Consider the following 19,859-nt stretch of genomic DNA (forward strand, 5'->3'; position numbering starts at 1 on the left):
CCGCGCCCCTCGTCGCTAAATCAACCGAATAGGAAAACGCGCCCGGATTTCCGCGTCCGTCTCTGGTGATATGTGTGTGGGCTCGGGCGCCGACAGCAGTTCGCGCGTCCGAATTCGCGCGTTCTCTAACAGATCCTTGTTCGATGCGGCATCCCATTCCTGCGGCGTTCGGCGATCGGCCATGGCCGGATAGTAGTAATCAGTTTGCATCCGTTGCAGCGTCTGATCGTGCCCCAGAAAGTGACCTGAGCCGCCGATACAGGTTTCACGGATCGTTTCCAGCGACAGTGTTTCGCGGCTGACCTCGAAACCGCGCGTGGCACGCATGACCGACCCGATCACGTCGTTATCCAGCACAAAGCTCTCCAGCGAGCAGCCCAGAAGCGACCCATACATTCCGGCCGCCTCATAAACCAGATTGGCCCCGGCCAGCGCCGCCAAAAGTTCGGTATAGCCTTTTTCGTATCCAGCCTGAAAATCCGGCATCTTGCTGTCTGTCATACCTGCACTGACCGCGCAGGGGATATCATAGAACCGGGCCATCTGTGCGCAGGCCGCCATTAACAATCCCTGCTCGGCGCTGCCACCTGACATCGCACCAGTGCGCAAATCGCTGACAAAAGGCAAAGCGCCAAACGTGGCCGAGTGACCCGGGTTCAGCAAATTGACATAGACGATCCCAGCCAGCACCTCGGCGGTTTGCTGAGCGACCGCCCCGGCCAGCGGGGCGGGACTTGTGGCACCGGCTTGCCCAGCCGAGACCAGCTTTAGCGGTATGCCATGTCGCGCGGCGCATTCTATGACGCCCAGCGCCTCTTCGGCGAAAGTAAGCGGTGGAACGATGAAACAGGTCGACACACAAATCGGAGGCCGTGCCCGCAGCGCCTCTGACCCGCCCATCAGAATGTCCAGCATCCCAACAGCCTCGTCCATCACGTCGGCTGACCCAAACGAAGTTCCGGTCGGTTTGACGGTACCTTTCAGGCAGGCATAGGCGGTATTCAGATCCATCTCCCGTGGGTCTGTGAGGTCCCGCGCAACCACCGTGCGCTGAAACATGTGAATGTTCGGAAGCGCATCCGCCAGTCGGGCCATGTCGTAGAGGTCACGCAGGGTGGACTCGCGAATTTTTTGGGTGGCGCTGTCCACGATATGCACTGCAGCCCCTGAGGTTCCAAAATGGATGCGGCTGCCCGACGGGTCGATGTCGTACTCTGGCTTTTGTCCGTAAAGCTTGAACCCACGACCCGCGGTCTTCAAAACGTCACGCACCATGGTTTCGGGCATTAACAGCCGGCCATCGTCCGTCATCCGCCCCCCGGCCGCGCAAACGGTCCGAGCACAAAAGTCCGTCGCGCCCTTCAATCCGATTTCTTCGAGAATGCGCATCGCTGTCTCGTCGACCATCGCCACCTCGGTTGGCGTCAAGGGCTGATAACGTCCACCTTCGATGCCAGGCCAAATCGCCTCGGTCGGACCAGAGCCTGCGCCGCCCTGCCGTTCCGCCATGCGCGCGGCGCGACCGCCGCCTCGTCTGGTGCCGGTCATTGGTCTGCCTCCTCAAAGAATTTCGCGATATCCGGCGCGTCGAACCAGTCGAGCAAGGCGTGGAACCTGTGCGAGGGTCTGTTGCAGATGGATTGGTACTTGGCTGCAATCTGCGCCGTCGTCATTGGATTCTGGGGTGCCCCGAGCGGATATGTGCAAGCCGCCTTGAGGGTCGAGCCGTCTGAAAAAGAGATGCGCAGCGTGTCCGGTTGATCGGGATCGTAGTTCAAAGCCGGGTTTCGCGCAGGCTCCGGCGTCACAGTAGTGAGGTTGATCAGACGGGCGACATCTGCTTGCAGCCAAAACTCATCCTCGCTATCGGCCAGTGTCAGACCACCCGTGACAAGCGCCTGCGCAAGACAGGCCGGGGCCGAGAACAGGGCTTCGTTCCGGGATCGGGGTTTGTCAAAAGGCAGGATGGCCAGATGAAAATCCGGCATCGTCGCCTCGATTGCGGTGATATCCTGCAAGCGATCAAGCGCTAGATGGCGCAATTCCAGCGCCGCCGTCATCAGCCGATGTGTGTAACCGCAGGACGGCCACGGTTTCAAAATCAATCCGTACTGAGCCAAAGCCCACGGAGCACCCAACTTATCCTGCATTGCCTTGAAACGGTCTGCATCATGTAAGCCCAGTAACCCGCTGAATCCGCGCTGATTTTCCAAAACTTCCGACTGCCCGGTAATGCCGTTTTTCGCCAACAATGCGGCGTCAACACCAGCTCGCGCGGTAAAGCCGGCCTGCAGTGGTTTGGCATTTGAACCGAACTGTGCGGTGTATCCGACGGCCTGCGACGTCGCGATGCTCAGAGCATGAGCGGTTTGATCCTCCGTCAGCTTCAGGATGCGTGCGACGGCCCCAGCCGCGCCAATCGTTCCGAGCGTTGCGGTAGAATGAAACCCCCGTGCGTAGTGATCCAGCGAGACGGCCTCACCCAGCCGCATGATGATCTCAGTTCCGATCAGATACGCCGTCGCCATTTCCTGGCCCGACGTTGCACAGACATGAACCGCCGCCAGCAATGCGGGCACCAGAACGACGCTCGGATGGGTGTTTCCGGGCTCTTCCCAATCATCCAAATCCCATGCATGACCCGCGACCGCATTCATCAGCGCGGCAATTGGTGGGTTGGACGTTTCGTCCACACCGAAGACGGGCGCAGAGCCCGTATTCATCCGCGCATAGGCGGCTCGGACCCGGACCGCAACTTCGCTGTCAGCACCGGCAAGGATGCAACCAAAACAGTCAGCGACCGCAGGCGCGATCACCGAACGAAGCTCATCCGCAAACTCGGCTTGAGTGGCAAATCCGGCCAGGGTTTGAATCGCAGTCATCAGCCAAACGGATCGGGCTGATGGGGATCGGTTGCCAACCAGACCGATTTGGTCTGCATGAAACAACGCATGCCTTCCCATCCGTTTTCACGACCATATCCGGATTGTTTGTAGCCCCCTACAGGGCTTTGCGTAGCGGCGTTGAAGTAGTTGTTGATGTATACCGTACCGGCCTCAATCCTGTCGGCCATGCGCATGGCGCTGGTGACATCGCGCGACCAGATACCCGCAGCGAGGCCATAGATGGAGTCATTCGCGATCCGAACCGCCTCGGCTTGGTCGTCAAAGGCTTCGATCGAGGCGACGGGACCAAAGACCTCGTTCTGCGCGAGATCCGCGTTGTTGGGAACGTCGGCAAAAATGGTCGGGCCGATGTAGTACCCTTTGTCGCGACAGGCAGTTCGGCCGTCCAAAAGCAGCTTGTGCCCAGCATCGTCTGCCGCTGCGATGCGATCTAACACGTTCCTATAATGTGGACCGTTGGCCATTGGGCCGATCTGCGTTGTGGGATCGTTTGGTTCCCCCACTTTCGCTTTCTTCACCACATCGACCAGACGGTGAGAGAATTCCTCAACAACGCTGCGATGCACCAAAAGGCGCGATCCGGAAATACAGGATTGCCCGCCTGGCGGGAAGATACCTGCCGCAACCCCATTCACGGCGAGTTCCAGATCGGCATCCGGCAATACGATCTGCGGGGATTTTCCACCCAACTCCATAATGATCGGCTTCACCTGACGGGATGCAACGGCAGCCGCTGCACGACCGCCTGCTGTGCCGCCCGTAAACGACGCCATTCGAACATCCTTGTGGTCGATCAACGGCTCTCCGGTCGTGCTGCCGAACCCGGTGACGACATTGAGGACACCGGGTGGAAGGTCTGCCTCCAAAAGCACGTCCATCAATTCAAGCGTCGAACAACTGGAGTGTTCCGAAGGCTTCATCACCACCGTATTCCCAGCAGCAAGACACGGGGCGAGTTTCCAGATCAAGGTGCCCAGAGGTGAATTCCACGGCAGTATCTGCGCGACTACACCGAAGGGTTCCCATTTCATGTAATTGTGCATGTCAGGAGCTTCGGCGGGGATGACCCGACCTTCGAACTTGTCGCACATCCCGGCGTAGTAGTGCCAGCTATCGACCAGCCATTGGCCTTCCCTCAGACCCGGCGTGATCATCTGGGGCAGCTTGCCGTTGTCCTGCGTCTCAATCGCCCCAAGCCGCTCTGCGAATTTTGAGATCACGTCGCCAATCCGGCGCAAAACCCGCCCCCGTTCCGCAGGCAGCATGCGCCCCCAAGGACCGTCGCAGAATGCTTCTCGGGCGGCCGCCACTCCGCGATCCACATCTGCCTGCCGACAATCGGGGACGCGCGCCCAAACCTCACCATTGGCCGGGTTCTCACTGTCGAACCAACCTCCATCAGCGGGATCATGCCATTGATTATTGGCGAAATACTGGAATGTGCGGATATCAGACATTCAGGTCTCCGAAGGGTTTTCTGGAGGGAGCGCGGGGCGCCCAAGTAGCATGTCGGCGGCTTTTTCCGCCATGGCGACAACCGTAGCATAGAGGTTGCCCGTGATCTGAGTGGGCATTGCACTTGCATCAACAACGCGCAGGCCATCAATCCCCCGCACGCGCAACTGACCGTCAAGCACAGCCATAGGGTCTCCGTCGCCGCCCATTCTGGCCGTGCTGCAGGGATGGTGCCCGGTATATGCCGTCTCGCGTATCGCTGAGACGATTTCCGCGTCCGTTCGCGCCGACGCCCAGGGACCGATTTCTCCGGTCACGTATTTAGCAATCTGCGGCTGGGTCATGACTTCGCGCATGACTTTGACACCGCGTACAAGTTCATCAAGGTCACGCTTGTCTGCGAAGTAGTTTGGATCGATCCGCGGATACTCCACAGGGTTTACGCTGTTTAGGCGCACAGTGCCAAGCGACTTGGGACGCTCTTGGTTTATGTCGATCTGCACCCCGGCCCGGGCAACTTTACGGCCCCGGACCAAAAGCATGCGACCGAGCCTCTGCAGTAGCGGCGCAGCCTCTGTCTCGCCATTGCCCAGATTTTCTTCGACGATCATGGGGGTCATGTAAACCTCCAGCTCGGGCAACACCGGGTCGTCGAACGCATGAAACAGCGTTGTCGAGAACATGGCCCCGCCGCCCGGACCCGACCCATTCAGCAGCCAGCGGGCCATGAGCATCGCGGCCTTATCCAACCTCTGGTGGCGCGCATGTGACAGGTCCAGACGGTCCGACGCCCATTGCATCGAAACATCAACATGATCCGCCAGGTTTTGCCCTACCCCCGGCAGGTCAACAACGGGCGCAATCCCGTGTTCTGACAGATGGTCCGCCGGACCAACGCCTGACAACATCAAGAGATGCGGTGTGCCGAATGCGCCCTGACACACGATGACTTCGCGGGCCGCGCGATATCTTTTGCCACCGATGGTTTCAAGACCAACGGCGCGTGTGTTTTCGAACAGGATGCGGGCAATGTGCTTGCCTGTCAGCACGGTCAGGTTTTCAGGCGGGGATTTCAGATAGGCGAAGGCCGATGATTGGCGAGTCCCGCGACTGACCGTACTGTCATTGCGGGCAACCCCGGTTCTGTGCGGCCCGTTGAAGTCGTCCAGTCTGGCATGGCCCGCCGCAACCGCAGCCTCAACAAAGGCCTGATCAAGCGCTCCGAAATTCGCCGCCGGTTCCGTTTTCAAAGGCCCCGCAGCGCCATGATATCCGTCACGTCGATCACGCGATCCTTCCGATCGGCGAAAATAGGGAAGAAGTTCGGAATAGCCCCACCCCTTCAGTCCCATTTGCCGCCAGGCATCATAGTCGGCAGGTACGCCGCGCATGTAGATCATCCCGTTGACAATCGAGGTGCCGCCAAGGGCCTTACCCCTTGCGAAATAGATCTTGCGCCCGTTCAAACCTGGCTGTGGAACGGACTCATACCCCCAGTCGAAGCGCGGGTTGCCGAAGACAAATCCGTTTCCGGCGGGCATGCGGATGAACAGGTCGCGCCCCTTACCGCCTGCCTCAATCAAACAGACCGTAACATCAGGGTCTTCCGCCAGACGTGCCGCCAGCACACATCCGGCGGAGCCTCCTCCTGCAATGACGTAGTCAAAGACCATCATCCAGAGAGCCTTTCCAGAATGGCATCGGTTACCGAAACGCTGTCAGCGGTGCCCCCAAGGTCGCGCGTCATGATACCGTCTGCCAAAACCTGCTCGACTGCCTGCTCTAACGCTTTCGCCAGATCCGGGCGGACCAGCGTGTATTCAAACATCATGCCGACGGATAGGATCATCCCTATCGGGTTGGCGATGCCCTGCCCGGCGATATCCGGTGCAGACCCAGACGTACTTTCATAAACCCCAAAAACCGGCCCACCTTCAGGATTGGCCGAAAGGCAGGCCGAAGGCAGCATTCCCAGCGACCCGGAGTAGACGGCTGTCAGATCGCTCAGGATGTCGCCCAACTGGTTGCACGACAGGACAACGTCAAAGTCCTCGGGGCGGCACATCAGCTGATAGGCGCAGTTATCAGCGAACATGTTCTCGAATTCGACGTCCGGATATTGCGTGGCAACCTCGCTCACCACTTCTCGCCACAGCTTGTAGCTTTCCATCACGTTCGACTTGTCGCAGCTGACGATTTTCCCACGACGTCCGCGCGCGAGTTGAAAGCCGCCATGTGCAAATCTGGCGATCTCATCCTCGTCATAAGCCGTCAGGTCATAGCCCTGCCGCACGCCGTTCACCTGCCGCTGCCCCCGTTCGCGCGCAAACATGGCGCCGCCACACATCTCTCGCAGGATAAGAACGTTTGCGCGATCGGCGAGCCCGCGCCGGAATGGTGTATGGTGCAATAACGACTGCCAGGCGCGTGCGGGACGCAGACCGAGGTAAGTTTGCAGATGGTGCCGCAGGTACATCAGACCGTCCTGACACTCTGCGCCACCGGGCATGCGGATGTTGTCCCATTTAGGGCCACCAACCGCGCCGACCAGAATTGCATTTGCGTCTCTGGCCTTATCCAACACTTCCGGGCGACAAAACGTTCTGTGCACGTCCCACGATGCACCATGTAGCAAATCGTGCTCGACGTTCAGCGTCAGACCAGCTTTTGCCGCCAATGCATCGGCGACCCGCAATCCTTCGGCAAGGATCTCCGGGCCGATGCCATCCCCTCCCAAAGCGAGCAGTTTGACTTGCAACAGAACATTCCTTTTTTCGGCGTTCACGATCAGACTACCCCCTTGCCCGCATCGAAAAAGACAGAAATGATGAATGTCGATCATTCCTAAAAGGAATAGAACAGGTGGTTAGACACTTACCTCTGGCTCAGATAAACGCATTCGAGGCCGCTGCGCGGCATCTGAGTTTTTCGGCCGCAGCCAAAGAACTGAACGTGCAGCAACCCGCTATCAGCCGACAGGTTGCAGCCCTCGAATCAGCGCTCGATACGCCCCTGTTTATCCGTAGCAAACCGCGGCTGACGCTGACCGAAGAAGGTGAGAAACTGGCCTCAAGCGTGTCCCGGGGTTTTGACTCAATCCGTGCCGATCTGGACGACATTCGCGACAGGCAAAAGGAAAGCCGCATTGTAGTCAGCGCGGCCATCGGCTTTACCAGCCTGTACTTGTTGCCGCGGCTGGCCGATTTTCAGGTGTCCCACCCCGATATCAAAGTTCAAATCGTCACGCGCGATCAAAACCCGGACTACGACCTGAACCGGTGCGACGCGGTGGTGGTGTTTGGCGAACAGGGTGTGCCTGGTTTGAACAGCATGAGAGTCTTCCCCGAGCGCATGGTCGCCATTTGCCATCCGGACCATTTGAACTCTTCCACGCCACTTTCGTTGGACGAACTTGCGCATCAACGTCTGTTACACATGTCTGGCCCAGCGCATTCGGATGATTGGAACAGGTATTTTTCCGGCAGCGGCCAGCACGTATCCCGCCCGGCGACACATGACCGGTTTCTCAGCTACATGGTCTATTTGCGCGCCATTCAAAACGGGCTTGGGATTGGCATCGGCTGGCGCCCTATGATCGACGAATTCCTGTCGAACGGATCGTTGGTTCAGGCCTGCAAGCACGAGCCCGAGACGAACCGGGGCTATTTCTGTTCAGCAACAAAAACCGGGGCGGCAATAGCCGAGGTTGATCTGTTCATGACCTGGCTTTCCGGTAGTACCTAAGCAGCACCGGAACCAGATCTACAAGCGGCGGCGGGGATCACTCCTGTGAAAAATCAGTATAAATTTCCCACCCCATACATTATAAAAAACGAATATACGAAAGATACAATGTACACTTTACGTCTTAGTTCAAATGCCTGGGGAGGTTTCAATGCTTCGACTTTCAACCTGTTTGATCTCATTGTTTGTTTTGCCAACATTCGCTTGGGCAGACGCCGTGCCCAGCAAACAGGCGGCCGAGGGCACCTTTGCGGACCGCCCGTTTTCACCTTATGCCAACCGATCCTTCCCCGAACGGCCACTCTGGGGCGACACGCACCTGCACACCGGGCTTTCGCTGGATGCCGGTGCCTTCGGAAATACTCTGCTTCCGGAGGATGCGTGGCGATTTGCAAAGGGCGAGCAGGTTATTTCTTCGACCGGTCAACCCGTCAGGCTCGCACGCCCACTGGATTGGATGGTTCTGACAGATCACACGGATCTCATGGGGTTCGCACCTGACCTGCAGGCCGGAAAACCTGGTGTGCTTTCTGACCCGAAGGGGCTGGAATGGTACGAAGGGTATAAAGCTGGTGGTGAGGATGCGGCCAAAGCAGCCTTTGATATTATCACCAACTTCTCGCAAATGACCCTGCCCGAGATTTTGTTGGAATCCTACAGCCCGGGCGCGGATGCGTTTGCGTTCACATGGGAACAGATCGTACTGGCCGCCGAACGCCACAACGATCCCGGAAACTTCACCGCGTTTATCGGGTTCGAATGGACCTCGGTGCCCAAAGGTTTCAACCTGCATCGCAATGTCATGCTGCGGGATGGTCCGATCCGGGCATTGCAGGTGGTGCCTCCGGTGACGCAGCCCCCTTACGGCGATACCGACCCCAAGGCGTTGTATACGTGGCTTGAGGACTACGAGGCAAAAACCGGCGGTCGTGCCGTTGCCTTTGCCCACAACGGCAACCTGTCAAACGGCTGGATGTTCCCGACCGAAGGCACTTATCACGGCGGTCAGGTCGATGAAGAATACGTACAGAACCGCGCCAAGTGGGAACCACACTACGAAGTCACTCAGATCAAAGGCGACGGAGAGGCGCACCCCTATCTCAGCCCCGACGATCCGTTTGCCGACTACGAAAACTGGGACGTTGGCAACCTTGATATTACCGAGCTTAAAACCGATGACATGCTGGCCGGAGAATACGCACGTGAGGCACTGAAACGCGGCTTGGCGCTGGAAGAAAAGTTCGGTGTGAACCCATATAAGTTCGGTATGGGTGGGGCGACGGACAGCCACACATCTCTGGCCACGGCTGAAGAGGAAAACTATTTCGGCAAATCCGTCAGCGCCGAACCCTCTGCCACACGCGTTTTGCACCCGTTTGTCGAAAGCGACCTGGGGGCGTTTGAAGGCCATACGCTGGTCGCCTCGGGGTACACAGCTGTTTGGGCCTCGGAAAATACTCGCTCAGCCATTTTCGATGCGTTCAAACGGCGTGAGACCTACGCCACCACCGGTCCGCGGATCGGACTTCGTTTCTTTGGCGGCTGGGACTTTCAGGATGACGACCTGCTGACGCGCCTCGTCGCGGATGTCGGTTACACCAAGGGTGTGCCCATGGGCAGCGACCTGCGCCCCCGCGAGGGCGACGGAGCGCCGAATTTCCTGATCGGCGCCCTGCGCGACCCGATCGGAGCCAATCTGGACCGTGTTCAGGTGGTAAAAGGTTGGCTGGATGCCGAAGGGGAAATGCACGAGAAGGTATTTAATGTCGCCTGGTCCGATGACCGCGCGCTGGACGCCGATGGTAATCTGCCCGAGGTCGGCAACACTGTAGATCTGGAAACGGCCAGTTGGAACAACACGATCGGAGCGTCCGAACTGGTGACCGTCTGGACCGACCCAGAGTTCGACCCCGGCCAGCGCGCCTTCTACTATGTTCGGGTGCTTGAAATCCCGACGCCGCGTTGGGTCCTGTACGACAAGCTCCGCTTTGGTGTGGACTTGCCGGAAGAGGCTCAGCTAGTCCACCAGGAACGCGCGTATTCCTCTCCGATCTGGTATACGCCCAGCGAGTAACAGGATAATTTGATTTACAGGTTCTCCGGGTGGCTTACCCTGCCCGGAGGTTTTTCGATACGACCTTGGGACCTCGCATGCGAATTTTGAAAGAACCTCTGTTCCACTTCATTCTGATGGGGATTGCCATTTTCTGCTGGTTTGCTTGGATCTCACCCCAGCAAGAAATTGTCGAAGAAACTGACACGATCACAATCGATGGCAACGATGTCGCCCTTTTGACCACTCGTTTCGAAACCAGCTGGAACCGCCCCCCGACACAGGACGAGTTGCGGGCTCTGATCGATGCTACGGTTCGAGAGGAAGTTCTGGTGCGCGAGGCGCGCAAGCTGGGGCTGGATCAAGGCGATCAGGTCATCCGCGCGCGGCTTGCGCAAAAGATGGATTTCCTGACCGACGCGATTGCTGCGTCCGTCGAGCCGGAAGACGACGTATTGCAGGCCTATCTGCAGGAAAACCCCGAGCGGTTCACGACGCGCCCGCAGATTGCGTTTGATCAGGTCTATCTGGGGCAGACGGTTGAGGCCGACGCTATCGAAAACGCAATTGCGTCCGTAAACGGGCGGGAAGACTGGGACAGTGTTGGGCAAACGACGTTGCTGCCAAGGTCCATGCCCTTGTCGGCGGCACGAGTGGTGGATTCGAACTTCGGCATTGGCTTTTCGTCGTCGCTGGGTACGCTGGAGCCGGGTATCTGGTCTGGCCCGGTCCAGTCTGCATTTGGCATTCACCTTGTGCGCGTCACCGATAAAAGAGCGCCTAAGCTGCCGCCATTGGATGAAGTCCGGGATAGTGTTCTACTGGAATGGCGCCGAGAAACCGGCGCGGAACTGGCGCAAGCGCAATATGAAAGCCTCGCGTCGAGTTACCGGATCGAAACCCCTGAGATAAACCAGGCTTCCGAATGAGGCAGGTCTTTTGTCTACTGCTTTTCAGCTGGGTGATGCTGTCGGCAAAAGCGACACACGCGCACGCGCTTGATCCCGGATATCTGGACCTGCGCCAATTGGCTACCGATACATGGCAGGTGTTGTGGCGCAAACCCGATGTCACCGGTCAACCGATGGAAATCGACGCCCTTTTGCCCGGCCAATGCGACCAGCCTCGGGGCCCGGAACCAAAGTCGGATGGGGCCGCGTGGATCTCAACCTGGGTTGTCCAATGCGATGAGGGCTTCGCGGGTCAAACCATCGCGATCGAGGGTCTGGAACGCCAGCGCAATGACGTTCTGATGCGCATTCAGCCTCTTTCGTCTGCGCCAACAACCCTGCGTTTCACACCCGATATGCCGGTTCTGACCATACCAGAACAACCGACGACATGGACTGTACTGGGCAGCTATTTCCTCCTTGGGTTCGAACACATTCTGGAGGGCTGGGATCACTTGCTGTTTGTCTTCGCCCTGTTCGTTCTGGTGCGCGACCCATGGCGATTGGTCGGTGCAGTAACGGCTTTCACAGTGGCGCATTCAATTACCCTGGCCCTTGCAACTTTGGGTGTCCTGCGCGTCCCTGCCCCGCCTGTCGAGGCCGTAATTGCACTATCCATCGTGTTTCTGGCACTGGAAATCCTCTACCGCAAAGACGGCAAGCTGCGATTGTCTGAACAGTACCCCTGGATCGTCTGCTTTTGCTTCGGGTTGTTGCATGGGCTCGGTTTTGCCGGTGCGCTGGCCGAGATCGGTGTACCGCCAGAAGACATCTTTGCCGCTTTGTTTGCCTTTAACGTGGGCGTCGAGGTCGGCCAGCTTCTGTTCATCGCCGTTCTGTCGACCCTGATTCTGCTTTGGCGCCTGTTGGCACCATCCGTGACGTCCAAGGCCGGTGCTGTTGCCGTACCGGTGACCGGATATGCCATCGGCTGCGTGTCGATGTACTGGCTGGTCGAGCGTGTCAGCGGGTTTTGACTCACCAATTCGCTAAACTAGGGCGCCTCCAATTGCAGTGAGAGGGCATGCACCTGTTCCATCTGGGCCTGCGCCCAGCCTTCGTTTGTCAGTTTCTGATAGTGGCGCGCTTCCGCCAGAATGCTTTGTGCGCCCTGCGGATCACCGATTTTCAAGGTTAGCTCGGCAATAAGCGTCAGAAAGAACGGTTTGTAATTGCCCGCGCCGCTATTCCACCAGGCATCGGCGGCCTGACGCAGTGCGTGGATCGTCTCTGGCGTAGGTGAATTATACGCTGTCGCCCAGCTGCGCCAAAAGTTGGCCGTCACTGTCATGAAGGTGAATGAGTGCTTGTCTGACAGCTCTTCCAGTTGTTGCACCACCTCCAACACCTCGTCGGGTTCGCGGCGTAATATGTGCAGCATGGAAAGGTAGGTCAGCGTTTGGGCAATACTGTGCGCATGTTTTAGGCCCTGCGCGGCGGTGACAGCCGTGCGCTGGATTTCAAGCGCACGGTCGGGCTCTCCCATCAGCCAGACCGCTATGCTCAGAAAGCAGGACGTTATCGCTGCATGATCGGAACCATAGACGTAGGCGAGGCTTCCATGCTGACCCGGATCGTATAGCTCTAGCGCCTGTTCAAGATGCTCATGCGCGGCGTCCAGATCACCAATATGCAACAGGACAGCCCCCATCGCGCGATGGGCGATCATGACATGATGCGTTTCGTCGGACTGGCTCGCGAGTTCGAGAATTTGTTCGGCCACCTCCTTCGCCAGATCATATTCGGCCCGCACCAGATGGAATGCGTAAAGGCCGTTCAGGACGGGGAACAGATTCTCTGTTTCATCCAGACGGTTGCACAGCTTTCGAATCCGGGCGTAAGCAGCGCCGGTTTCGTCGGCCGCAATGCCCGCCGTGGACCGGAGCACACCTGCGCGCAGCACCTGAATCTCAACTTCCTTGCGATCGCGTTCGGCGGTTTTTTTAAGCTCGCTTAACTGCTTAATCGCATTTCCAAGTTGAGTCACAGCTTCGACATTCGCTGATCGCTCGGCTGCGCGCTGGCCTGCAAGGTGCCACTGCTCGATCGCCTCTGCGGTCATTTTGGCCATGGTGTAGTGATGCGCCAGAACTTCCGGGCCCGTATCGGCGTTGTTCGATGTCTCGTGATCCAGAGCCTTAGCAACGCGCGCATGCAGACTGCGGCGTTCGCTTTTCAATAGGCTGTTGTAGGCAGTGTCACGAATAAGCGCGTGACGGTACACGAACGTCTCTTCGGGCTCGGATTCTGCGACTGTGACGATTCCGGCATCGACCAGCAGATCCAGACCCGCGCGCAACGCCTTGTTGCCAAATCCGGACACGCTGGAGATCAAAGGATATGTAAAGTGCGGCCCGATTACAGCGCCGATCTGGGCCACTTCCTTGGCCGAACTCAGGCGGTCCAGGCGCGCCATCAATGCGTCATGCAAAGTGCTGGGAACTGAAGGCGCAGGGTTAGAGGCACTGCTCAGCGTGACCGCGTTCGCACGTTCTGCCAAAAGACCGGATTCCAACAGATCCTTGGTCACCTCTTCCACAAAAAGTGGAACGCCATTGGATCTGCCGGCGATCACGCCGAACATCTCAGGCGGGATCGGTTTACCTCCGGCGACTTCATGAACGATTTCCCTGACTTGCGGGAAATCCAGTTGTTTCAGACGGACGTGCGACACGTGCGGCTTCGTATCCCATCCCGCGTCGAACCCGGTCCGATGCGTCATCACAACCAAAACCGGCGTATCCGGGATCCTGTCAACGATCCGATCCAACAGTGTTTTTGTTGTCGGGTCGATCCAATGCGCATCTTCAAACAGAAACAAAACGGAGCGTTGCCCGGCCTCGGCGACAAAGTGTTCGACCAGCATGTCCAGCGTCTGGTCCATGACTTGCTGAGGCGTCAGATCAAGTGGGCCCAACTGATCTTCAAACGGGATGGACAACAGCGCCGCCGCCAGTTTCAGCGTGTCAATAGACGGGGCACCCAGAGTTTTAGCCACTTTCTCAAGCTTGACGTCGTCAGTGTCGTCGGCCCGCAGATCTGCGGCGTTTTCAAGTTGCCGGATAACTGGATAAAAAGCGCTCGTCTCGTGATAGGGCGAACACTGGAACCGCAAATGCCCAGAGCGCGCGTCGCCAACTTTGAGGCGTAGTTCTTCGATCAATCGGGACTTACCGATCCCTGCTTCACCGGACACCAGGACGACCTGCCCCTGCCCGCCGCTGGCCTGCGCCCACTTGCCGTGCAGGGTCTTGTACTCGTGCTCCCGACCAATCAGAGAATTCATTGGGCCACTGTCAGCGGCCATGAACCGGCTGAGGGTCCGCCGCGTTCCCGTCACCTGCCAGGCTTCGACCTCTTTCGCGAAGCCCTTGAGCTTGAATGCACCGCGCAGAACATACTCGAAAGCATCCCCAGCCAGTTGGTGTGTAGTGGGCGCAACGATCAGAGTGCCGGGATCGGCCATTGCCTGAAGACGCGCGGCCAGGTTCGGCGTTTCGCCCATGGCGGTGCCGTCTTCAAACATGTTCTCACCGCGCAGATCGCCAACAACCACCAGACCTGTTGCGATACCTATACGCACCTCAAGCCGCGCATGGGTGTGAATTTCCGGCGTCTCCTGAATGATGCGCAGCCCGGCGCGAATTGCCCGTTCGGGATCGTCTTCATGCGCATGGGGAAACCCGAAGAACACCATGATGCCATCGCCGTAATAACTGGCGATATGCCCGTCGAATACCGCCACGGCCGCGGCGCAGGTCTCTTTGAAAAGCCGCAAAACTTCGGCCAAATCTTCCGGATCTAGCCGTTGAGCGATTTCGGTAGATCCGACAAGGTCGATGAACATAACGGTCAGCTGCCGCCGTTCCGCAACGATTGCGGGGCCTAGCGCCGAATTGACCGGCTGGGCGCCATGGAAAGCTTGCTCTCGAATGGCTTTTGAAAATCGCCGCCGTGGCCCAAGCGGCAAACCGATTGTGACAAGATCATCATCCGTCAACTCGGACAGATCGCCCACTTCTATTTCATGTTGGGCGAAGGCCTCGGCGTATTTTGACAGGCCGTGCTTTTCAAGCCAGATCTCGATTTCAGACATGCGATCGTTTCATTTGCCTCAAACCAGAAACAGGGTGCCGCAGAGCGAAGGGACCCGTTCGTTTCAGCTGCCTGTAGAATGTGGTGAATCCACCACCTTCTCCAACCAGACTTACGTTCCATGAAGGACGACCCCGCAGCTTTGGTCAAGTGGTCAGCTTGCCAAAACAACAGTGCGGATTTGTGCGCAGAGAACAAGTGCGATCATCCAACAACACAGCCCATCGCCCGGGACAAATGATCAGAGCGAACGCAACGGAACTGTGGCAACGAAACTCGGATCGCACTTAAATCGGTTTGAATCCGGGGCAAGTGGGGGGGCCGGTACGACCGGTTTGGATATCGAGTAATGGCAAAAACGCTGAACATTGTCGCGGGAGCCCTTGCTCTGGGTATCGTCGGGGCGGTGGGATACCTGATTGTGTCCCCTCCGGACCTGTTGAAAGTCGGAACGAACTATTCGGCCAAGATCGTCTGTTCCAACGTCTTTATCGCCGGACGCAATCCGGATGAGGTTCTTGCCGTCGACGTGCAGGCTCCGGGCCATCCGTTGCTCAAGCAAATCGCGATCAATGTGGACGCGGAAAAGCAAACTGTGACAGCCCGGATTTTCGGTTTCTTTGCCCCGGCAACATCGCAATATCGCGAGGGGCTTGGATGCACCAACATCCATGATGCCACACTCAGCGACACGACGCTGACCGCGCTGGAGCCGTTGCCCGATGGGATTTGGCCGACCGGAAACCAGGTCGAACTAACCCAGGACCCTGAAATTGCCCGCATCCTGTCGGATGAGACGCTGCTGGGTGAAGGTCATCGCGCTGTGGTCGTCGTTCGCAATGGACGCATCGTCGGGGAAAGCTATGGCGACGGTTTTGACGAAAACACCCCTCTGCTTGGCTGGTCGATGACCAAGACCGTCACCGCAGGATTGATCGGCACCCTGATCAAGTCCGAGCAGATATCGCTGCAAGACACGCTGACCGCCAGCTACCCCGGCTGGGAACAGGATGGGCGCAAGGACATCACCGTCAGCGACATGCTTGCCATGTCCAGCGGACTGCAATGGAATGAGGGGTACGGAGATGTCTCGGATGTCACCAGGATGCTGTATCTCACTAATGACATGGCAGAATTTGTCTCGGGCCAACCAGCGGAAAGTGAAATAGGGACGGACTTCAACTATTCCTCGGGGACGAGCACGGCGTTGTCACGCGTCTGGCAGGACCAGCTGAGTGATGGCGGCCTGACCTATCCGCAAGAAGCACTGTTCGAACCGCTTGGCATGACATCTGTTGTTTTGGAGACAGACGCCGCAGACACGTTTGTCGGGTCCAGCTACATGTACGCGACTGCGCGCGATTGGGCCCGCTTTGGCCAATTGCTGCTGCAGAAAGGGGAATGGGACGGTCAGCAAATTCTGCCCAAGGGCTTTACGGACTGGATGTTTGAACCGGTTGCCGCGTCGGATGGAATGTACGGCAAGGGCCACCTGTGGCTCGAGTCTCCCGGTGGGCTTCCGCCGTTCGAAGACGCCGTCTGGCTGCAGGGGCATGATGGTCAGTTCATCGGAGTCTTCCCATCTCATGACATGGTGTTGGTGCGGCTGGGCTTGACCCCGTCGAAGCACGGATACTCATCGCTTCCAATGGCCAAAAGGCTTATTACAGCCTTCGGGAATTAAGGCGCTGCGAATGAAGGGCCCGTCATGTGGGCCTGCCATTCAGTCCACGATTTGCGTCGCAATGCGGGTATCTACCAGCTCTTCCTCAACCAATGCATAGATCTGGTCGGGCGGCGTGTTCAACGAATACAGCATCAGTGCAGGATCGATATCCATATCGATCAAATGCTGCATTGTCTCGCCCTGGCCTTTCTGGATGTTCTCGACGGCAAAAACGACCGGGATCAGGCGCGGTTGCTCATAGTAGTGTTGATGCATACCGACGATACCCTGCAGGGACACGATCCGTTCCGCTCCACCCGCCAGAATGTAGGGACAGGCGGACATGCAAACAGAGCCGGTCAGGACAGCCGAAGACAGTCCAGCCGTGCGGATCTGCCTTCCAATCGACAACGCCTCGGAAACGGTGCCACCGGGGCTGTGCAACGCCACAAGATCGGGTTGGTCCTGCATCTCAGACAGGTAGGTTTCGAACCGATCCGCGTCACCCTTATCGATCTGGCCCGTTACAAGGAGCACCCGGCCAAAGTCGTCGACCATTTGTTCGGAAAAATCCAACCGCGTTGGGAAGTTCTCCGGCACGGGTAGGTCCAGCGGCTGATCTTGGGGCAGCAACGTTGGGTCGGTGCGGTCGGTCCGGTACTCGCGGCGCTGATCGCCTGGTGAGACGGGACCGGTCGGCAGCGCAACCCGCTGCCTGAACGGGTTTTGCACCACCTCTGACACGTCCGTCAGGATAAGGATACCTGCAATGACCAGCTGCAGCACCAGCACATATCGCAGCCCATTGCGCATATCTATTTTGGATAGGAAACCCTTCATGTTTCGTCTTTGTTCGGCGTTGTGCGATCAAGGATCGCGGCATCCGCAACCCCCATTGTCGCCTCGACATCCTTCATGGCGTTCATCGCCGCCCGCAGGTCGGACAGAGTCAGGGTGTCTTCGATGCTCATGCCGTCTTTCCCGCTCCGAATGGCGGCCTGCGTGATCGCCAAAACGAACACAAGAACTGCAGGAAGAAGATCGATAGCGATGGCTCCGGCCCAAGATGGGACAAAATTGTGGGCATACTTGATAACCGCATCCGCGCTGGAAATCGGATTGTAAGCCGTCTCGATCGGGGGCTCGATGTCCAAGACCTCATCGGCGGCATTCCTGAGCGTTTGACCACGCTGATCCAACGCATTCAGGACTGAGTTGATGGTCGACGACTGCGCGTCACGGACTTCTGAACTGCGCCCATCCAGTTCAGGTAGCACGACCGAGGACGGCAGATCCTGCGCCGCACGCGCGACAAGAGGTGCCACATTGTACTGGTTCAAGCGCGAGATCACCCCGGCAAGCTTGACGCTTTCCTCGGAGAACTGGACGGAACGACGGTCAACTGGTCCAGGGGCCACAGTAAGTTCCCGCATTCTGGCGAGGATCTCGTTGCCCTGCTGAAACGCGTCTTCGATCAACGGTTGCTGGTTGGCGATCTGTTCTTCCAGATTGCGCAACTCTTCGGCCTTTTGGGTCAAAACGCGGAACACAGCACCGCGCCCAGCGGTTCCGGACAGATCACCGGACTGTTCAAGCTCGGCCAGTTCCTCGAAACTCTGGCGTGCGCGTTCGACTTCGCGGCCAAGCGCTTGCCCGCTCAGAGCAATATCATGGGCCTGTTCCAGTGCGGCCTGATAGTCGCGCACCGTGTTTTCCAGGTGCTGTTCGACGGCGGCAGCCCCGGCCAAAGCAGCCGCGTTCAACCAACTGGACATGGCAATGATGGCAACCGAGCCGACTATGGTGGAGATCGTCAATCCAATGAAGCCGCTGGCGGTGCGCATCGAAGGTAGCAGGCGCAGCATGTAGCTCCAGAACACAAAGATGCCGACGGATACTGCGATGGAATAGGCGACAGCCGCGAAAAACGAGACAGCACCGTTATCTTCCAGCAGCGATGAGACACCGAGGTAGGTGTAAATCCCTGAGGCAATTGCCAACACACCCAAAGCGGCAGGTGTGAACGTGTCCAGCCACGCCAGATGCCCCTCAAGTTCCTTGGCCGTCCGCAGCCCCTTCGCTTCTTCGGCCGTCAGGCGGTCCTTTTTCTCTGTCATGTCACCCCACGCTCCAAATCGTTAATCTTGGTTAATCACAAGATAATAGCGCACAGGTACAATTGATATGGTGTGACCTGTAACTTCAATTTGAGGGGATTGATTGAACGAAGACACCGAGTACGGCGTCTTCATTGCAAAACCCAATATCGACTGACCGACAGTTTGTGAAACGATCAAAACCGATCTAGTCCATAGCGCCATTGGGTCGCTTCAAACTGGCGGCAAAACCAGCCTGGCAAAATGCCAGCAGGTTCTGGATCATGCCTTCCGAGTCCGGTTTGCTGCGAGGTCCGGAAAGCGCTGAAATCCGCCATTCGGATGTGCAAAGGGCCAGCATGGACGACACCGAGAACACCAAAGCTCCGGCAACGCGCGCAGGGTCAGCCTCGGGGTACCGAGTGCACAGCTTTTTTACGACCAGCGATGCTACAGGGTCAAAGTGGGCCTTCGCCAACGCATGCCAGCGCACATCAGCTGACACAATGGCCACGATCCGCGCATAAGCCAGCCATTGCCGGTCTCCACCGAAAGCGCGGGTCAACAAAGGCATCATGAATGCCGCGATCAGGTTTCCGGCATCCCATGCTCCTTGCTCATCCAGTCGGCTGATTGCCTTAAGACGTTCTTGCGACAGCTCATTGGCGCGACGTGCAACGATGCGCTCGAACAGCTCGTCTTTTGGGCCGCCGTGGAAATTCACATTGGCCTTCTGAACCTGCGCGCGCTCTGCAATGTCGCGAATCGATGCACCTTCGAATCCCAGCTCGGCGAACACCAGTTCCGCAGCGTCAAGTATGCGCTCTCGTGCAGCGACGGATCGCTGCGAAGGCGCTCTTTTTCTCTCTTTTACAGCGTGTTGTGCCATTTCAA

The 19,859-nt window shown here is 57.9% G+C and carries 14 protein-coding genes; 5 read left to right on the forward strand and 9 right to left on the reverse strand.

Annotation, left to right across the window (positions count from 1 at the left end; genetic code table 11):
- Positions 1–15: 15 nt before the first annotated feature.
- Genes MHN28_RS08945 through leuB form a run of 5 tightly spaced genes read right to left on the reverse strand, consistent with a single transcriptional unit; the run spans position 16 to position 7,119 of the window.
- Positions 16–1,548, reverse strand: a complete 1,533-nt coding sequence (locus MHN28_RS08945; protein WP_239338095.1) for a trimethylamine methyltransferase family protein — start codon at positions 1,546–1,548, stop codon at positions 16–18.
- A complete protein-coding gene (locus MHN28_RS08950) occupies positions 1,545–2,882 on the reverse strand; it encodes an MmgE/PrpD family protein (protein WP_239338097.1) in 1,338 nt (445 codons plus the stop codon). Before MHN28_RS08950 ends, MHN28_RS08945 begins: the two co-directional genes overlap by 4 nt.
- A complete protein-coding gene (locus tag MHN28_RS08955; protein WP_239338099.1) occupies positions 2,882–4,363 on the reverse strand; it encodes an aldehyde dehydrogenase in 1,482 nt (493 codons plus the stop codon). Before MHN28_RS08955 ends, MHN28_RS08950 begins: the two co-directional genes overlap by 1 nt.
- On the reverse strand, positions 4,364–6,037 hold the full coding sequence (locus MHN28_RS08960) for a GMC family oxidoreductase (protein ID WP_239338101.1): 1,674 nt from the start codon (positions 6,035–6,037) through the stop codon (positions 4,364–4,366). It lies immediately after the preceding gene.
- Positions 6,034–7,119 carry a 3-isopropylmalate dehydrogenase gene (leuB, locus tag MHN28_RS08965; RefSeq protein WP_239338103.1) on the reverse strand — a complete coding sequence of 362 codons (1,086 nt, stop codon included), beginning with the start codon at positions 7,117–7,119 and terminating at the stop codon, positions 6,034–6,036. The genes MHN28_RS08960 and leuB overlap by 4 nt, the downstream gene beginning before the upstream one ends.
- A 104-nt stretch (positions 7,120–7,223) precedes the next feature.
- On the opposite strand from leuB, the gene MHN28_RS08970 reads away from it, so the two are divergent.
- The 4 genes from MHN28_RS08970 (at position 7,224) to MHN28_RS08985 (ending at position 12,085) form a co-directional block, all read left to right on the forward strand.
- Positions 7,224–8,105, forward strand: a complete 882-nt coding sequence (locus MHN28_RS08970; RefSeq protein ID WP_239338105.1) for a LysR substrate-binding domain-containing protein — start codon at positions 7,224–7,226, stop codon at positions 8,103–8,105.
- Positions 8,106–8,256: 151 nt separating this feature from the next.
- On the forward strand, positions 8,257–10,179 hold the full coding sequence (locus MHN28_RS08975; protein ID WP_239338107.1) for a DUF3604 domain-containing protein: 1,923 nt from the start codon (positions 8,257–8,259) through the stop codon (positions 10,177–10,179).
- Between the two features lie 77 nt (positions 10,180–10,256).
- Entirely contained in the window at positions 10,257–11,087 is an 831-nt protein-coding gene (locus MHN28_RS08980; protein ID WP_239338109.1) for a peptidyl-prolyl cis-trans isomerase, read from the forward strand.
- 35 nt (positions 11,088–11,122) lie between these two features.
- Entirely contained in the window at positions 11,123–12,085 is a 963-nt protein-coding gene (locus MHN28_RS08985; protein ID WP_239338111.1) for a HupE/UreJ family protein, read from the forward strand.
- 17 nt (positions 12,086–12,102) lie between these two features.
- Here the strand turns inward: MHN28_RS08985 and MHN28_RS08990 are convergent, their stop codons facing one another.
- The gene (locus tag MHN28_RS08990; RefSeq protein WP_239338112.1) at positions 12,103–15,204 is read right to left on the reverse strand and encodes an adenylate/guanylate cyclase domain-containing protein; all 3,102 of its coding nucleotides are present in this window, start codon (positions 15,202–15,204) and stop codon (positions 12,103–12,105) included.
- A gap of 348 nt (positions 15,205–15,552) precedes the next feature.
- Between MHN28_RS08990 and MHN28_RS08995 the strand changes: the two genes are divergently transcribed.
- The gene (locus tag MHN28_RS08995; RefSeq protein ID WP_239338113.1) at positions 15,553–16,887 is read left to right on the forward strand and encodes a serine hydrolase; all 1,335 of its coding nucleotides are present in this window, start codon (positions 15,553–15,555) and stop codon (positions 16,885–16,887) included.
- A gap of 39 nt (positions 16,888–16,926) precedes the next feature.
- On the opposite strand, the gene MHN28_RS09000 is transcribed toward MHN28_RS08995, so the two are convergent.
- The 3 genes from MHN28_RS09000 to MHN28_RS09010 form a co-directional block, all read right to left on the reverse strand.
- Complete coding sequence (locus MHN28_RS09000) at positions 16,927–17,709, reverse strand: hypothetical protein (RefSeq protein ID WP_239338114.1); 783 nt, start codon at positions 17,707–17,709, stop codon at positions 16,927–16,929.
- A complete protein-coding gene (locus MHN28_RS09005; RefSeq protein WP_239338115.1) occupies positions 17,706–18,986 on the reverse strand; it encodes a hypothetical protein in 1,281 nt (426 codons plus the stop codon). The genes MHN28_RS09000 and MHN28_RS09005 overlap by 4 nt, the downstream gene beginning before the upstream one ends.
- 187 nt (positions 18,987–19,173) lie before the next feature.
- Positions 19,174–19,854: a TetR/AcrR family transcriptional regulator gene (locus MHN28_RS09010; protein ID WP_239338117.1), complete on the reverse strand. Its 681-nt coding sequence runs from the start codon at positions 19,852–19,854 to the stop codon at positions 19,174–19,176.
- Positions 19,855–19,859 lie beyond the last annotated feature (5 nt).

Origin of the sequence: Ruegeria sp. Ofav3-42 (assembly GCF_022347725.1) — a bacterium.
GTDB lineage: Bacteria > Pseudomonadota > Alphaproteobacteria > Rhodobacterales > Rhodobacteraceae > Ruegeria.

What these genes read in the sequence shown, in the direction of transcription:
- MHN28_RS08945 (WP_239338095.1), bottom strand. Translation starts at nt 1,548, where the DNA reads ATGACCGGCACCAGACGAGGCGGCGGTCGCGCCGCGCGCATGGCGGAA.
- MHN28_RS08950 (WP_239338097.1), bottom strand. Translation starts at nt 2,882, where the DNA reads ATGACTGCGATTCAAACCCTGGCCGGATTTGCCACTCAAGCCGAGTTT.
- MHN28_RS08955 (WP_239338099.1), bottom strand. Translation starts at nt 4,363, where the DNA reads ATGTCTGATATCCGCACATTCCAGTATTTCGCCAATAATCAATGGCAT.
- MHN28_RS08960 (WP_239338101.1), bottom strand. Translation starts at nt 6,037, where the DNA reads ATGATGGTCTTTGACTACGTCATTGCAGGAGGAGGCTCCGCCGGATGT.
- MHN28_RS08975 (WP_239338107.1), top strand. Translation starts at nt 8,257, where the DNA reads ATGCTTCGACTTTCAACCTGTTTGATCTCATTGTTTGTTTTGCCAACA.
- MHN28_RS08980 (WP_239338109.1), top strand. Translation starts at nt 10,257, where the DNA reads ATGCGAATTTTGAAAGAACCTCTGTTCCACTTCATTCTGATGGGGATT.
- MHN28_RS08985 (WP_239338111.1), top strand. Translation starts at nt 11,123, where the DNA reads ATGCTGTCGGCAAAAGCGACACACGCGCACGCGCTTGATCCCGGATAT.
- MHN28_RS08990 (WP_239338112.1), bottom strand. Translation starts at nt 15,204, where the DNA reads ATGTCTGAAATCGAGATCTGGCTTGAAAAGCACGGCCTGTCAAAATAC.
- MHN28_RS08995 (WP_239338113.1), top strand. Translation starts at nt 15,553, where the DNA reads ATGGCAAAAACGCTGAACATTGTCGCGGGAGCCCTTGCTCTGGGTATC.
- MHN28_RS09000 (WP_239338114.1), bottom strand. Translation starts at nt 17,709, where the DNA reads ATGAAGGGTTTCCTATCCAAAATAGATATGCGCAATGGGCTGCGATAT.
- MHN28_RS09005 (WP_239338115.1), bottom strand. Translation starts at nt 18,986, where the DNA reads ATGACAGAGAAAAAGGACCGCCTGACGGCCGAAGAAGCGAAGGGGCTG.
- MHN28_RS09010 (WP_239338117.1), bottom strand. Translation starts at nt 19,854, where the DNA reads ATGGCACAACACGCTGTAAAAGAGAGAAAAAGAGCGCCTTCGCAGCGA.